A 15,209-nucleotide genomic window follows, 5' to 3' on the forward strand; every position below is an offset into this window, starting at 1 on the left:
GTAACAGGACCTTTACATGATCGCTTGCCTGCGGCTGCTCTCAGCCCTCTGCCTCGCTACCCTGCTGGCAGCCTGCGCCAGCTCGCCCTCATCCAGCCTGGGCGAGCTGCCACGCACCCCGGACGCCAGCATCGAGCAACTGCTCGAAAAGGCCGCCTCCAGCAAGTCTGCGGAAGATGCCGCCCTGCTGCGCCTGAGCGCCGCAGACCTGGCGTACAAGCAGAAGGACTACCCGCGCGCCGCACGCATTCTCGAGCAGGTCCCGATGGACACGCTCAAGCCCGCACAGCAAGTGTTCGCCAGCACCCTTGGCGCCGAGCTGGCCATGAGCCGCAACCAGCCCAAGGCGGCCCTCACCGCCCTCTCGCACCCTAGCCTGCAACGTGTCGCCGAGCTGCCGGCAGAACAGCAGGTACGCACCTACAGCGTCCACGCCGCCGCCCTCGAAGCCGACGGCCAGGCCCTGGCCGCAGCCCAGCAGCGCGTGTTGCTTGCCCCACTGCTCAGCGGCCAGGCCGCCAGCGCCAACAACGACTCGATCTGGGCGCTGGTCGCCGCGCTGCCGTCAGAACAGCTGCAGCAGCCAGTCAACGACCCGGTACTCGCCGGCTGGACCAGCCTGGCCCTGGCCGTGAAAACCGCCGGCACCCTGGAGCAACAGCAAGCCGCCATCGACACCTGGCGCCAGCAGCACCCGGACCACCCTGCCGCCCAGCAACTGCCGGTGGCGCTGGCCAAGCTCAAGGAGCTGGCCAGCCAGCCATTGACCAAGATTGCCCTGCTGCTGCCCCAGGAAGGCCCATTGGCAGGCGTCGCACGCGCACTGCGTGATGGCTTCATGGCCGCCCACTTCCAGGCTCAGCAGTCTGGCCAGCCGGCCCCCGCCGTGCAGGTATACGACAGCTCCCGCATCACCTCGGTTGACGACTTCTACCGCCAGGCCCAGGCCGATGGCGTGCAACTGGTAGTCGGCCCACTGGAAAAACCCCTGGTGAAAAAGCTCGCTGCCAATGCGCAACTGCCAATCACCACGCTTGCCCTGAACTACGCAGACGCCGGCCAGACAGCCCCGCCGCAGCTCTTCCAGTTCGGCCTCGCTGCCGAGGATGAAGCGCGCGAAGTCGCACGTCGCGCCCGCGCCGACGGCATGGTCCGCGCCGTCGCGCTGGTACCCAGCGGCGAGTGGGGTGACCGTGTGCTCGCCGCCTTCCGCAAAGACTGGGAAAGCAACGGCGGCACCCTGCTCGCCGCCGAACGCATCGCGCAGCCCGTCGCCCTGGCCCAGCAGATTGCCGACCTGTTCCAGCTGCGCCAGAGCGAAGGCCGCGCCAAGAGCCTGCAGAGCACCGTGGGCGGCAACATCGCCGCACAGCCATCGCGCCGTCAGGACATCGACTTCATCTTCCTCGCCTCGACGCCGCAACAGGCCCAGCAGATCAAGCCGACCCTGAACTTCCAGTACGCCGGCGACGTACCGGTCTATGCCACCTCGAACCTGTACAGCGCCAGCGGTGACGTCAACCAGTACAACGACATGAACGGCATCCGCTTCTGCGAAACACCGTGGCTGCTCGACACCAGCAACAGCCTGCGCCAGCAGGTGGTGCAGCAATGGCCGCAAGCCGCCGGCAGCCTCGGCCGCCTGTACGCCATGGGCGTGGATGCCTACAGCCTGGCACCGCGCCTGGGCCAACTGAAAGCCCTGCCGGACAACCGCGTACAAGGGCTTTCGGGCAGCCTCAGCATGAACGCCAACCAGCGTATCGAGCGCCAGCTGCCTTGGGCCGAGTTCTCTGGCGGCCAGGTCAAGCGCCTGCCAGACACCGCCCGTTGATGCCAGACGCATCGCCCTCCCAGGCCGGTCAGGCAGCCGAAAACCAAGCCCTTGAGTTCCTTCAAGGGCAAGGCCTCAGGCTGCTGACGCGCAATTGGCGATGCAAAGGCGGTGAGCTTGATCTGGTCATGCTCGACGCCGATACAGTAGTATTCGTCGAAGTCCGCTACCGGTTGCACGCGAGCTTCGGTGGCGCCCTCGGCAGTATCGACGGGCGCAAGCAGAAACGGCTGGTGCTGGCTGCCAGCCTTTTCCTGCAAAAGGAGCCGCGCTGGGCCGCACAACCCTGCCGCTTCGACGTTGTCGCCCTGCAGGGCAGTCACCATGCAGGCAGACCGCTTCAATGGCTGAAAAACGCCTTCGAATGCTGAACCCACTTCGTATTTTTTGCTCTATGTTTCGCGGGCTGGTCTTTGTTGCGCGCCGCGCCGGCCACCGCCCCACTTAAGGTCACCAGATGGACATGCAATCCCGAATTCGCCGGCTGTTCCAGGCCAGCATCGATACCAAGCAACAGGCAATGGACATCCTGGCACCGCACATCGAGCAGGCCAGCCTGGTCATGGTCAATGCGCTTCTCAACGAGGGCAAGATGCTCGCTTGCGGCAACGGCGGCTCGGCCGGCGATGCCCAGCACTTCTCGTCGGAGCTGCTCAACCGCTTCGAGCGCGAGCGCCCGAGCCTGCCGGCCATAGCACTGACCACCGACAGCTCGACGCTGACCTCGATCGCCAATGACTACAGCTACAACGAAGTCTTTTCCAAGCAGATCCGCGCCCTGGGCCAGCCCGGCGATGTACTGCTGGCGATTTCCACCAGCGGCAACTCGGCCAACGTGATTCAAGCGATCCAGGCCGCACATGATCGCGAAATGATTGTCGTAGCATTGACCGGGCGTGACGGCGGCGGCATGGCTTCGCTGCTGCTGCCCGAGGACGTGGAAATCCGCGTGCCTTCGACGGTCACCGCACGTATCCAGGAAGTCCACCTGCTGGCGATCCACTGCCTGTGCGATCTGATCGACAGCCAATTGTTCGGGAGTGAAGAATGACCCCTATGCGCCTCGGCCTGATGGCCCTGACCCTGTGCCTGAGCGTCACCGGCTGCAGCTCGGTGCTGACCTCGACCCGTAACTCGCCCATCGAGGACGATCGCGGCACGCGCACCATCGGCAGCAAGATCGATGACTCGCTGATCGAAACCAAGGCTGCGGTCAATATTTCCAAAGCCAGCCCAGACCTCGACAAGGGCTCGCACATCGTTGTCAGCAGCTACAACGGCATCGTCCTGCTTGCCGGCCAGACCCCTCGCGCCGAGCTCAAGAGCCTGGCCGAGCAAACGGCTGGCCAGGTGCAGCGCGTGAAGAAGGTGCACAACGAACTGCAGGTGATGCAGCCCTCCTCCATCCTGGCGCGCAACAACGACGCCTGGCTCACCACCAAGATCAAGACGCAGATGCTGACTGACAACGCCGTGCCAAGCTCGCGCATCAAGGTGATTACCGAGAACGGTATCGTCTACCTGCTCGGCCTGGTGACCCAACAGGAGGCCAATGCTGCCACCGGCGTGGTACAGAGCGTGTCGGGCGTGCAGAAGATCGTCAAACTGTTCGAGTACATCGACTGATTGACGGGCTGCCTGAACCGACCTCTTCGCGGTTGACCCGCGAAGGGCCGGCACAGGCAGCAACGTTGCTCCAATCCTTCCAGATACCCAGGAAACACCGCATGAAAAAGCTTTTGCTGCCCGCCCTGCTGCTTGGCACCTTCGCCACCCTGGCTGGCTGCTCCACCCCAAGCCTGATCACCCTCAACGACGGCCGTGAAATGCAGGCTGTCGACGCTCCGAAGTTCGAAAAGGACTCCGGTTTCTACGAATTCCAGCAACTCGACGGCAAGCGCACCCGCATCAACAAAGACCAGGTACGCACCATCAGCGACCTGTAATCGCAGGCGCGCTGCAAATAAAAAGGCGATCCGGTTGGATCGCCTTTTTTGTTACTTGACCACTTTCAGGCTTGGCCGCCCCGTCGGGCGCGGCGGCTGGCCACCGCCTTCTGGCGGGCCATCATCATCCGGCTCGACATCGTCGTCTTCAAGCTCCTCGCCTTCCATCAGCGACGGCTCCAGCTCGAAGACCATGCCCTGGCCGTTCTCACGGGCGTAGATACCGAGGATCGCGCCAATCGGCACGTACAGCGTGTGGGCAACACCACCGAAGCGGCCCTCGAAGCTCACTGCCTCGTTATCCATGTGCAGGCTGCGCACGGCACTGGGCGAGATATTCAGGACAATCTGACCATCACTGGCAAAACCTTGAGGCACCTGGACTGCCGGATACTCGGCATTGACCAGCATATGGGGCGTGCAATCGTTGTCGACGATCCACTCATACAGTGCTCGAACCAGATAGGGGCGACTGGAGTTCATCAACAGCTCCTTAAAGCTTGCGCATTTCACGTTCAACGGAGGACAGGCTCGCCAGGAAAGGCTCGCGGGCGAACTGTCGCTCCATGTAATCCAGCAGCGGCTTGGCTTGCCGCGGCAATTCGATACCCATTACCGGCAAACGCCAGAGTATGGGCAATAGACAACAGTCGACCAGGCTTTGCTCATCACTCATGAAGCAGGCGAACTCACCGAACAGCGGCGACACCCCCGTCAGACTCTCACGCAACGCCTTGCGCGCTTCGGCGTGGGCAGCATCGCTGTTGCGCACGTCGAGCACCGTATCGGCCAGGGCACACCAGTCACGCTGGATGCGATGCATGAGCAGGCGGCTGTTGCCACGCGCCACAGGGTACACCGGCATCAAGGGCGGATGCGGATAACGCTCTTCGAGGTACTCCATCACCACGGTCGACTCATACAACGCCAGGTCGCGGTCGACCAGGGTCGGCACGCTCGCATAGGGGTTAACCTCGACCAGCTTGGGCGGCAGGCGGCCAGGGTCGACGTCGATGATCTGCACACTGATGCCTTTCTCGGCAAGCACGAGGCGTACCCGATGAGAATAGTGATCAGTGGGGTCGGAATAGCAGGCTAACCTGTTGGTTGCGCCCATGTAGCGCCTCCTCGTACGGGATGCTCGTAACACTCAAAATGAAAACGCGCCCGGGGCACCCTGGCAAACCTGCCAGAGCCCCCCGGGCGCGTTCAACTACCAGAAATTACTGCGTGATCAGTGCACGTCCTTCCAGTATTCACGCTTGAGCAAATAGGCGAATACGAAGAAGAAAGCCAGGTACAGCAACACGTAGGTACCGATGCGCTGGCTTTCCAGTTTGACCGGGTTGGCCGAATAGGCCAGGAAGGTCACCAGGTTCTTGACCTTCTCGTCGAACTGCTCGGTCGTCAGGGTACCGGAATTCGGCGTGATGGTCAGCTGGTCACACGCTTCATGGGTCAGCGGGCTGCCCGTCAGCGGGTCAAACTGCTTCTTGCCATCGACTACGCTCTGTACCTGCTTGCAGCCAACCACCTGGTTGCCCTGTAGACCAACCAGCACGTTGGGCATGCCAACGTTAGGGAACACCTTGTTGTTCACCCCATAAGGGCGCGACGGGTCCTCATAGAAGCTGCGCAGGTAAGTGTACAGCCAGTCTGTGCCACGCACCCGGGCAACCAGGGTCAGGTCGGGCGGCGCAGCGCCGAACCAGGTCTTGGCGTCGTTGGGGCGCATGCCGATCTGCATGTGGTCGCCGATCTTGGCACCGGTGAAGACCAGATTCTCGAGCATCAGCTCGTGCGGGATACCCAGGTCGTCGGCCACCCGCTCGTAGCGCTGGAACTTGGCACTGTGGCAACCCATGCAATAGTTGGCAAAGGTTCGCGCGCCATCCTGCATGGCTGCCTTGTCGGTCAGGTCGATGTCGACCTTGTCCAGCTCCAGGCCATGTTCTGCGGCGAAGGAAAAGGCAGGCATCACGGCCAGCAAAAATACTGCAATCAACTTTTTCATCAGCCAGTCACCCTTTCCGGAACCGGTTTGGTCTTCTCGAGCCTTGTGTAGAACGGCATCAGCAGGAAGTAGGCGAAGTACAACACCGTGCACACCTGCGACAGCAAGGTGCGGCCAGGCGTCGGCGCCAGCACGCCCAGCACACCGAGGATGACGAAGGACACGCAGAACACCAGCAGGAAGAGCTTGCTGATCCAGCCCTTGTAGCGCATGGAGCGCACCGGGCTGCGGTCGAGCCAAGGCAGCACGAACAACACGGCGATCGCGGCCCCCATGGCGATTACGCCCATCAGTTTGTCAGGCACCGCACGCAAGATCGCGTAGAACGGCGTGAAGTACCACACCGGTGCGATGTGCTCCGGCGTCTTGAACGCGTTCGCCTGCTCGAAGTTCGGTTTTTCCAGGAAGTAACCGCCCATTTCCGGGAAGAAGAACACCACGGCACAGAACACGAAGAGGAACACCACCACGCCGACAATGTCCTTGACGGTGTAGTACGGGTGGAACGGGATACCGTCCAGCGGAATACCGTTTTCGTCCTTTTTCTTCTTGATGTCGACGCCATCGGGGTTGTTCGAACCCACTTCGTGCAAGGCCAGGATGTGCAGCACCACCAGGCCAAGGATGACGATCGGCAGGGCAACCACATGCAGGGCGAAGAAGCGGTTCAGGGTGATGCCGGAGATCAGGTAGTCACCGCGAATCCACTGGGTGAGGTCATCGCCGATCACCGGGATGGCGCCGAACAGCGAGATGATCACCTGGGCACCCCAGTACGACATCTGCCCCCACGGCAGCAGATAACCCATGAAGGCCTCTGCCATCAGCGCCAGGTAGATCAGCATGCCGAACAGCCAGACCAGCTCACGCGGCTTCTGATAGGAGCCATAGAGCAGGCCGCGGAACATGTGCAGGTAGACCACGATGAAGAACGCCGAAGCACCGGTGGAGTGCAGGTAGCGCAGGATCCAGCCATATTCGACGTCACGCATGATGTACTCGACCGAGGCGAAGGCCTCTTCCGCCGAGGGCGTGAAGCTCATGGTCAGCCACACACCGGTCACGATCTGATTGACCAGCACCAGCAACGCCAGGGAGCCGAAGAAATACAGGAAGTTGAAGTTCTTGGGCGCGTAATACTTGCTCAGGTGGTCTTCCCACATCTTGGTGGCGGGGAAGCGCGCATCAATCCAGTCCATGAACTTGCTCATCATGCGTTCTCCTGATCGACGCCGATGACAATGATGTCGTCCGACTCATAAGAGTGCGGGGGCACTGGCAGGTTGAGAGGCGCCGGCTGCGACTTGTAGACACGGCCAGCCAGGTCGTAGTGTGAACCGTGGCAAGGGCAGAAATAGCCACCCACCCATTTCGGACCGAGGTCGGCGGGCGCCACTTCCGGGCGGAACGTCGGCGAGCAACCCAGGTGGGTACACAGGCCGACGAGAATGAGTATTTCCGGTTTGATCGAGCGAACCTGCGGGTCGACGTAGGTCGGCTGCACCGAGGCCTTCGACTCGGGGTCGGACAGGTCTGCGGTGATTTTCTTGAGGTTCCCGAGAATCTCTTCCGTTCGCCGTACGATGAACACAGGCTGGCCACGCCACTCGGCCACCATCTGCTGCCCGGCCTCGACCTTGGCAATATTGACCTTCACCGGTGCACCTGCGGCTTTCGCCTTGGCACTGGGAAACCATGACCCCACGAACGGTACCGCAGCCCCCACTGCCCCCGCTGCCCCGACCACAGAGGTCGCGGCTACGAGGAAGCGGCGCCGGCCTGCGTTGACGCCGTCATTACTCATTCAGTCCTCTCCCATCAGCTTGCTTGGCCTGTTGAATCAGGCCTGTACTTAGGTAATGTCTGTGGCACTAAAAATTGGCCGCCATGGTAAGAAACAAATCCACACACTGACAAGGTGATTACCCACTTACGGGCTACAACCCTCGCTTTGCTTGATCTGCGTCTATGCGGTAAGCCGTCACGGACATGCTGACAGGTTAGTTCAAGACATAAAAAAAGCCCGGTTCCAAAGGAACCGGGCTTTTTCGACTGCCGAAGCGGTATTAACGCTTGGAGTACTGAGGACGCTTACGCGCTTTACGCAGACCCACTTTCTTACGCTCAACTTCACGAGCGTCGCGGGTGACGTAGCCAGCACGACGCAGAGCGGCACGCAGGGTTTCGTCGTATTGCATCAGAGCGCGGGTGATACCGTGACGGATCGCACCGGCTTGACCGCTGACACCACCACCAGCAACGGTGACGTAGATGTCGAACTTCTCAACAGTCTCGGTCAGTTCCAGCGGCTGGCGAACAACCATGCGAGCGGTTTCGCGGCCGAAGAACACGTCCAGAGAACGGTTGTTGATGGAGATGTTACCAGTACCCGGACGCAGGAAAACGCGAGCGGTTGCGGTCTTGCGACGGCCAGTGCCGTAATTTTGAGTCGCCGACATAATGAACTATCCCGTTAGATCTTCAGTTCTTGAGGCTGCTGAGCAGTGTGTGGGTGAGCAGCACCCGCGTACACTTTCAGCTTACGGTACATGTCGCGACCCAGCGGGTTCTTCGGCAGCATGCCTTTGACCGCGGTTTCGATAACACGCTCAGGGGCCTTGGCGATCAACTTCTCGAAGTTGATTTCCTTGATACCGCCTGGGAAGCCGGAGTGGGAGTAGTACATTTTGTCGGAAGACTTGGCGCCAGTCACACGGATTTGCTCGGCGTTGATGACGACGATGTAGTCGCCGGTGTCAACGTGAGGGGTGTATTCTGGTTTGTGTTTGCCACGCAGACGGCTAGCGATTTCGGTAGCCAGACGACCCAGGGTCTGGCCAGCGGCGTCGACTACGAACCACTCGCGCTTTACTGTTTCCGGTTTAGCAGTAAAAGTTTTCATTCTCTAAAGCCTCAGAGGCCGCCCAGCGAAAAATAGACGGCGAATCTTACTGGATAGTGCACAGCTTGCCAAGGGCAAGCGCGCAGCCGAACACAGACGCTTTTGGGGGCTCGGGTCGGGCACGCCCATGTTCGACGGGGTTCTTCCTGCGTGGTGGTGCATCACTCCCTCCACACGGAGAGGGTCCGAATTATCCAGATTGCGCGAAAAATTTCAACCTGCTTTTATGGGCTTCTTTGCCAAGGAGAGACTTCCCGATGGAATACCGCCAGCTCGGTCGTACCGATCTCAACGTCAGCGCCCTGTGCCTGGGCACCATGACCTGGGGTGAGCAGAACGTTCAGGACCAGGCCTTTGAGCAGATCGCCATGGCCAAGGCCGCCGGGGTCAACTTCATCGACACCGCCGAGATGTACCCGGTGCCGCCCCGCCCCGAGACCTACGCCGCCACCGAGCGCATCATCGGCAACTGGTTCCGCCAGCATGGCGATCGCGACGACTGGATCCTGGCCAGTAAGGTCGCCGGGCCCGGCAACGGCATCAGCCACATCCGCGATGGCCAACTCAAGCACAACCGCCAGCACATCGTTGCGGCACTGGACGAGAGTCTCAAGCGCCTGCAGACCGACCGCATCGACCTGTACCAGTTGCACTGGCCCGAGCGCAGCACCAACTTCTTCGGCAAGCTGGGCTACCAGCACCTGAGCACAGACCTGTTCACCCCACTGGAAGAAACCCTCGAAGTGCTCGACGAGCAGGTGCGCGCGGGCAAGATCCGCCACATCGGGCTGTCCAACGAAACGCCGTGGGGCACCATGAAGTTTCTGCACCTGGCAGAAACCCGCGGCTGGCCGCGCGCGGTGTCGATCCAGAACCCGTACAACCTGCTCAACCGCAGCTTCGAGGTCGGCCTTGCGGAAATCGCGATCCGCGAGCAGTGCGGGCTGCTGGCCTACTCGCCGCTGGCATTCGGCATGCTCTCGGGCAAGTACGAGAACGGGGCCAGGCCAGAGAACGGCCGCCTGACCCTGTTCAGCCGCTTCGCCCGCTACTCCAACCCACAGACCGTGGCGGCCTGCAGCCGCTATGTGCAACTGGCCCAGGCGCATGGCCTGGACCCGGCGCAGATGGCCTTGGCCTTCGTCACACGGCAACCCTTCGTGACCAGCAATATCATCGGCGCGACCGACCTGGTGCAGTTGCAGAGCAACCTCAAGAGCCTGGAACTGAACCTGGGCGATGAACTGCTGGCGGCGATCGAAGCGATTCATCAGGACCAGCCCAACCCGGCGCCTTGATCAAAGCGACAAGCAGCGAGCTTCAAGCTGCAAGACAGAGCGGGTGTGTACTGGCCTGTTTTTCTTGGAGCTTGTCGCTTGAAGCTTGCAGCTGGACAAAAAACATAAGACGATTCAGCCGGTGATTGACCACTCTACCCTATAAGAACAATGACAAATGATGTTTACCCAACCCACCGCTTCACTGCGGCGCGTCAGCATCCTGGCCATTGACAAGGTGTTCGCTTCGACCTTGATGCAAGCCAAGGATTTCTTCCACCTCGCCAGCCTGCGTTACAGCAAGCAGCTGGGCCTGGGCTTGCAGCCCATGTTCGAAATTGGCCTGGTGAGCCCGGACGGCCAGCCCGTGGACAGCTTCAGCAATGTCCAACTGCCGGTCGACGGCGGCCTGAACGATGCCGATATCATCATCCTCCCGGCGTTCTGGGACGATTTCGACAACCTCATGCAGCGTTATCCACAGGTATTGCCGTGGTTGCGCGAACAACATGCCCGCGGCGCCGTGCTATGCGCCGAAGCCAGCGGTGTATTCTGGTTGGCCGAATCCGGCCTGCTCGATGGCAAGGAAGCGACAACCTACTGGCGCTTTTTCGCCAACTTCGCCGAGCGCTTTCCGAACATACGGCTGAACCAGGACAAGCACCTGACGGATGCCGACAACATCTACTGCGCCGGCGGTGCCACCTCGGCCTGCGACCTGTACATCTATCTGATCGAGCGCTTCTGCGGGGCCAACGTGGCCCGTGCCGTGGCCCGCGATATCCTCTACGAAGTGCAGCGCAACTACACCCCGGGGCGCATGGGCTTTGGTGGGCAGAAGCTGCACCAGGACCTGATCATCCTGCAGATCCAGCATTGGCTGGAAGAGCACTTCGCCGACAAGTTCCGCTTCGAAGACGTTGCCCGCAACCATGGCATGAGCATTCGCAACTTCATGCGCCGCTTCCAGGGTGCGACGGGCGACAAGCCGCTGCATTACCTGCAACGGTTACGCATCGAGACGGCCAAGGGGTTGTTGTCGAGCACGCGCAAGAGCATCAAGACCATCAGCTACGAGGTCGGCTACGACGATGCCAGCTTCTTTGCCCGCTTGTTCCGCCAGCATACCGAACTGTCGCCGAACCAGTACCGGCAGCAGTTCATGCAGGAAGCCTGAAAGGCTTCCTGAGCGGCAAGCTACAAGCTGCAAGCGGCAAGAAAAAGCCAGAGCAACATGCGGTTTGCCCTGGCTTTTTCTTGCCGCTTGAACCTCGAAGCTTGCCGCTGCCTTTAGGGCTTGTGCGCGCGCGACAGGAACTCGTGTGACTGCATTTCCAGCAACCGGCTCAAGGTACGCTGGAACTCGAAGCTCAGCCGGCCACCGGTGTACAGGTCCTTCAGCTCCACCTCGGCCGAGATGATCAGCTTGACGTTACGGTCGTAGAATTCGTCGACCATGTTGATGAACCGACGGGCGATGTCATCGGTGGCAACGCCCATCTGCTCGACATTGCTCAGCAGAACGGCATGGAAGATCTTGCCCAGCTCGATGTAGTCGTTCTGGCTGCGCGGCCCGTCGCACAGGGCACGGAAGTCGAACCAGGCGACGTCGTCGCAGGTGCGCAGGGCATTGATCGGGCGGTTCTCGATCATCAGCACGTCGTTCTCGACGGCCTGGGTGCACTCCGGCGTCAACGCCTTGAAGCTTGCACGCATGCTCTGGTGCGCGGCGTCATCGAGCGGGAAGTGGAACAGTTCGGCCTGCTCCAGGTGACGCAGGCGGTAGTCGACGCCGCTGTCGACGTTCACCACGTCGGTGTACTGCTTGATCATGGCGATGGCCGGCAGGAAGCGCGCACGCTGCAGGCCGTCCTTGTACAGGCCGTCCGGCACGATGTTGGAGGTCGCCACCAAGGACACGCCGTTCTTGAACAGCTCTTCCATCAGGGTGCCGAGGATCATCGCATCGGTAATGTCGGAGACGAAGAATTCGTCGAAGCAGATCACCCTGGCTTCGTCGCTGAAGCGCTTGGCAATGAGGGTCAGCGGGTTCTTCTCGCCCTTGAGGGTTTTCATCTCCTCGTGCACACGCTTCATGAAGCGGTGGAAGTGCGTGCGCATCTTCTGCTTGAACGGCAGCGCCTCGTAGAAGGTGTCGACCAGGTAGGTCTTGCCACGGCCCACGCCGCCCCAGAAGTACAGGCCCTTGACCGGCGTCTGCTCCTTCTTGCCGAACAACTTGCCGAACATGCCCGGCTTGTTGTTCTGCGCCTGGACCAGGTCGTCGTAGAGGCGCTGCAGGTGACGCACCGCAGTCTCCTGCGCCGCATCATGGAAGAAGTCGGGACGTTTCAGATCTGCTTGATATCGTTCTAGGGGCGTCATGATTTCGTTAGCGAGGCAACAAAAAACGGGCCGTCACTGTAGCGACAGACCCGCTTGATGGCAATCATACATACGGCCATTGTCTCTCAGGCCGCATGCTCAACCGCTCCTACAGTGGATAGCTTCAGTCCTGCTGCGGCGCCAGCGCCTCGTGCAGGCTTTGAACGGCAGCATCACGGGCTTCGGCGCTTGCGAACTGCGGCCCGTCGGCAACCTGCTCGCCGTTCAGCCACAGGCTGAAGCCCAGGCCTTCGACACGCACATCGGCCTCGCCGCCTTGCTGCAACTGCTTGCTCACAGCGCCCGCACTCTTGCCGTCGGCGAAGCTGCGCGACAACAGCAGTTGCTCGCCATCGGCGGCCAGCAGGCGGAAGCGGAAGCTGCCGTCCTCATCGCGGAAGCTGACGAAGCGCGCGCTCTTGGCTGCCTTTTTCTTGACTTCGGTGCCGGCCTGCACGCTGCTGCGGAACGAGCGCAGGCCAACGGCCTCGCGCAGTTGCTCGAGGAACGGCGTGGCGGTCTTGCGGGCCTTGGCGGCGCCGGCCAGGAGGATGTCTTCCAGGTCCGAGGGGCGCGAAATCAGTTGGTGGTAGTGATCACGCTTCTCGGCCAGTTGCCCGTCCAGCAGCTGGAACAGGCGCTGCTTGGCTTCACCCCAACCCAGGCCCTGCAGCAGCGCTTCGCGGAACTCGGCGCATTGTGCCGGCGTCGAGAACGCCTGGAACAAGGTGAACAGGTGGGCGTTGTCCGGGTCTTTCGCTTCACCAGGTGCACGCGAGTCGGTGACGATGCGCGAGATGGCGTCTTTCATGTCCTTGGCGCTGGTGAACAACGGGATGGTGTTGTCGTAGCTCTTGGACATCTTGCGACCATCCAGGCCCGGCAGGGTCGCCACGCTCTCCTCGATCACCGCCTCAGGCAGGGCGAAGAAGTCTTTGCCCTGGCCGAACAGGTGGTTGAAGCGCTGGCCGATGTCACGCGCCATTTCCACGTGCTGTATCTGGTCACGGCCAACCGGCACCTTGTGGGCGTTGAACATCAGGATGTCGGCGGCCATCAGCACCGGGTAGCTGTACAGGCCCATGGTCACGCCAGCATCCGGGTCTTCGCCGGTTTCCAGGTTCTTGTCCACCGAGGCCTTGTAGGCATGCGCCCGGTTGAGCAGGCCCTTGGCCGCGACGCAGGTCAGCAGCCAGGTCAACTCGGGGATTTCGGGGATATCGGACTGGCGGTAGAAGGTCACCTTGTCCGGATCGAGGCCACCGGCCAGCCAGGTCGCGGCGATTTCCAGGCGCGAGCGCTGGATGCGCTGCGGGTCGTCGCACTTGATGAGGGCGTGGTAGTCGGCCAGGAAGTAGAACGAATCGGCACCGGGTTGCTGGCTGGCGCGGATCGCCGGGCGGATGGCGCCGGCGTAATTGCCCAGATGCGGGGTGCCGGTGGTGGTGATACCGGTAAGGATGCGCGTGGTCATGGGTGTTCGCTTATTCAGGCTTGGCTCAATTCGAAAGGCGCGGCAGCAGCAGATCCTTCAGATCGGTCAGCTTGCCATGGAAGAAGTGTCCGCATTCTGCCACTTTCAGCAGCTCGTGGGGGCGCGACAGGGCGTCAGACCATTCGTAAACCAACTGCGGATCGACGACTTCGTCGCTGTCAGGCTGTACCAGCGTGATCGGGCAGCGCTGCGGCAGCGGGTATTCACTCGTCAGGCGCATCACCGCCGGGGCGATCATGAACAGATGCTGCAGCTCAACGCCTGCGCTTTCCAGGCGCCCTGCCAGGCCGGTGGCGACAAAGCCACCGAACGAGAAGCCCATCAGCACCATGGGCAGCCCTGGGTGCTTGGCCTGCAGCCAAGCCGCGGCAGCCTCGGCGTCGGCCACCTCGCCAGCGCCCATGTCGTGGCTGCCGGCACTCTGACCCACGCCACGGTAGTTGAAGCGCAGGGTCACGTAACCGGCGTCACGCGCCGTGCGTTGCAGGGTTGAAACCACCTTGTTGAGCATGGTGCCGCCCTGGACCGGGTTGGGGTGGCAGATCAGCACCGCGCCGCGGGCGTCGGCCACATCCAGGTACAAGGCTTCCAACTGGCCGCAAGGGCCGTCGATGAACAAAGGGGTTTCGCGGACAAGCAAGGCACTACTCCGTGACCTCGGGAAGGGTCGATTCGTCTAGGTGAGGAATTCTGTTCTGATTTGCGATCGCTCGCGGTATACAGCGCAGGTCTGAGCCGTTAACGTAAAGCAAAGCCGTTTATAGAGGAAGGACTCGTGGAACTCTCGCTCCTTGTTTGGTTGTTGCCGACCCTGGCCCTGGTCATCGGCGTGGTGGTTGGTTTCGTCGTGGCCCGCCTGCTGCCCAATGCCGCGCCTAGCAGCACGCAACGTCAGCTGGACGACATCCAGCAGCGTTTCGACAGCTACCAGAACGAAGTGGTCACCCACTTCAACAGCACCGCCGTACTGGTCAAGAAACTGACCCAGAGCTACCAGGATGTCCAGGATCACCTGGCCGATGGCGCCAACACCCTGGCCCTCGACGACGTGACCCGCCAACGCCTGCTGGCCGCCCTGCACTCCGAAGCGGCCCAGGGCCCTCGTGACCGGCTTACCCCGCCGAAGGACACGGCCGAAGTGCCACGCGACTACGCGCCAAAAACGCCGAACTCGCCGGGCATGCTCGATGAGAGCTACGGGCTCAAGCGTTGATGCGCTGAAATGAAACAAGGCCTCGCGAGAGGCCTTTTTCTTGTATCCATTTTTTGGAACAACGATGAAAAAACCTGACGAGGCAGTAATGCTGTTCACTTAAGTTCGCCGGGGGCCGCTCTGCGGCCCTTTCGCGGCACAAG

The 15,209-nt window shown here is 61.4% G+C and carries 18 protein-coding genes; 8 read left to right on the top strand and 10 right to left on the bottom strand.

Annotated elements, in window-relative coordinates:
- Window positions 1–16 precede the first annotated feature (16 nt).
- The 5 genes from PC358_RS23410 to PC358_RS23430 all read left to right on the top strand — a co-directional run bounded on the left by PC358_RS23410 (window position 17) and on the right by PC358_RS23430 (window position 3,780).
- Window positions 17–1,834: a penicillin-binding protein activator gene (locus PC358_RS23410; protein ID WP_033702842.1), complete on the top strand. Its 1,818-nt coding sequence runs from the start codon at window positions 17–19 to the stop codon at window positions 1,832–1,834.
- Entirely contained in the window at window positions 1,834–2,205 is a 372-nt protein-coding gene (locus tag PC358_RS23415) for a YraN family protein (RefSeq protein ID WP_033702843.1), read from the top strand. The genes PC358_RS23410 and PC358_RS23415 overlap by 1 nt, the downstream gene beginning before the upstream one ends.
- Before the next feature lie 86 nt (window positions 2,206–2,291).
- Window positions 2,292–2,885, top strand: a complete 594-nt coding sequence (locus tag PC358_RS23420) for a phosphoheptose isomerase (protein WP_012274070.1) — start codon at window positions 2,292–2,294, stop codon at window positions 2,883–2,885.
- Window positions 2,882–3,460: a BON domain-containing protein gene (locus PC358_RS23425; RefSeq protein ID WP_033702844.1), complete on the top strand. Its 579-nt coding sequence runs from the start codon at window positions 2,882–2,884 to the stop codon at window positions 3,458–3,460. Before PC358_RS23420 ends, PC358_RS23425 begins: the two co-directional genes overlap by 4 nt.
- Before the next feature lie 101 nt (window positions 3,461–3,561).
- A complete protein-coding gene (locus tag PC358_RS23430; RefSeq protein WP_033702845.1) occupies window positions 3,562–3,780 on the top strand; it encodes a YgdI/YgdR family lipoprotein in 219 nt (72 codons plus the stop codon).
- Between the two features lie 51 nt (window positions 3,781–3,831).
- Here PC358_RS23430 and PC358_RS23435 read toward each other — a convergent pair whose 3' ends face one another.
- From PC358_RS23435 to rplM, 7 genes are all read right to left on the bottom strand, one after another.
- On the bottom strand, window positions 3,832–4,263 hold the full coding sequence (locus tag PC358_RS23435) for a ClpXP protease specificity-enhancing factor (protein ID WP_033702846.1): 432 nt from the start codon (window positions 4,261–4,263) through the stop codon (window positions 3,832–3,834).
- A gap of 10 nt (window positions 4,264–4,273) precedes the next feature.
- On the bottom strand, window positions 4,274–4,897 hold the full coding sequence (locus tag PC358_RS23440) for a glutathione S-transferase N-terminal domain-containing protein (protein WP_033702847.1): 624 nt from the start codon (window positions 4,895–4,897) through the stop codon (window positions 4,274–4,276).
- 117 nt (window positions 4,898–5,014) lie between these two features.
- Window positions 5,015–5,794 (bottom strand): cytochrome c1, encoded by a 780-nt coding sequence (locus PC358_RS23445; RefSeq protein ID WP_033702848.1) that lies wholly within the window; start codon window positions 5,792–5,794, stop codon window positions 5,015–5,017.
- Window positions 5,794–7,005, bottom strand: a complete 1,212-nt coding sequence (locus PC358_RS23450) for a cytochrome b (protein WP_033702849.1) — start codon at window positions 7,003–7,005, stop codon at window positions 5,794–5,796. The genes PC358_RS23445 and PC358_RS23450 overlap by 1 nt, the downstream gene beginning before the upstream one ends.
- Window positions 7,005–7,598 (bottom strand): ubiquinol-cytochrome c reductase iron-sulfur subunit, encoded by a 594-nt coding sequence (gene petA / locus PC358_RS23455; RefSeq protein ID WP_027593998.1) that lies wholly within the window; start codon window positions 7,596–7,598, stop codon window positions 7,005–7,007. The genes PC358_RS23450 and petA overlap by 1 nt, the downstream gene beginning before the upstream one ends.
- A 262-nt stretch (window positions 7,599–7,860) precedes the next feature.
- The gene (gene rpsI / locus PC358_RS23460) at window positions 7,861–8,253 is read right to left on the bottom strand and encodes a 30S ribosomal protein S9 (protein WP_033702850.1); all 393 of its coding nucleotides are present in this window, start codon (window positions 8,251–8,253) and stop codon (window positions 7,861–7,863) included.
- 14 nt (window positions 8,254–8,267) lie between these two features.
- The gene (gene rplM / locus PC358_RS23465) at window positions 8,268–8,696 is read right to left on the bottom strand and encodes a 50S ribosomal protein L13 (RefSeq protein ID WP_008097538.1); all 429 of its coding nucleotides are present in this window, start codon (window positions 8,694–8,696) and stop codon (window positions 8,268–8,270) included.
- A gap of 257 nt (window positions 8,697–8,953) precedes the next feature.
- On the opposite strand from rplM, the gene PC358_RS23470 reads away from it, so the two are divergent.
- Window positions 8,954–9,994: an NADP(H)-dependent aldo-keto reductase gene (locus PC358_RS23470; protein WP_033702851.1), complete on the top strand. Its 1,041-nt coding sequence runs from the start codon at window positions 8,954–8,956 to the stop codon at window positions 9,992–9,994.
- A 235-nt stretch (window positions 9,995–10,229) separates the two neighbouring features.
- Window positions 10,230–11,150 carry a GlxA family transcriptional regulator gene (locus PC358_RS23475; RefSeq protein WP_077068765.1) on the top strand — a complete coding sequence of 307 codons (921 nt, stop codon included), beginning with the start codon at window positions 10,230–10,232 and terminating at the stop codon, window positions 11,148–11,150.
- Window positions 11,151–11,263: 113 nt separating this feature from the next.
- Here PC358_RS23475 and zapE read toward each other — a convergent pair whose 3' ends face one another.
- From zapE to PC358_RS23490, 3 genes are all read right to left on the bottom strand, one after another.
- Window positions 11,264–12,358: a cell division protein ZapE gene (gene zapE, locus PC358_RS23480; protein WP_033702852.1), complete on the bottom strand. Its 1,095-nt coding sequence runs from the start codon at window positions 12,356–12,358 to the stop codon at window positions 11,264–11,266.
- Window positions 12,359–12,482: 124 nt separating this feature from the next.
- Window positions 12,483–13,832: a tryptophan--tRNA ligase gene (locus PC358_RS23485; RefSeq protein ID WP_033702853.1), complete on the bottom strand. Its 1,350-nt coding sequence runs from the start codon at window positions 13,830–13,832 to the stop codon at window positions 12,483–12,485.
- 25 nt (window positions 13,833–13,857) lie between these two features.
- Complete coding sequence (locus tag PC358_RS23490) at window positions 13,858–14,493, bottom strand: alpha/beta hydrolase (RefSeq protein WP_033702854.1); 636 nt, start codon at window positions 14,491–14,493, stop codon at window positions 13,858–13,860.
- Between the two features lie 135 nt (window positions 14,494–14,628).
- On the opposite strand from PC358_RS23490, the gene PC358_RS23495 reads away from it, so the two are divergent.
- Complete coding sequence (locus tag PC358_RS23495) at window positions 14,629–15,066, top strand: Z-ring associated ZapG family protein (RefSeq protein WP_027593992.1); 438 nt, start codon at window positions 14,629–14,631, stop codon at window positions 15,064–15,066.
- Window positions 15,067–15,209 lie beyond the last annotated feature (143 nt).

Origin of the sequence: Pseudomonas capeferrum, assembly GCF_000731675.1 — a bacterium.
In the GTDB taxonomy this organism is placed as follows: Bacteria; Pseudomonadota; Gammaproteobacteria; order Pseudomonadales; family Pseudomonadaceae; genus Aquipseudomonas; species Aquipseudomonas capeferrum.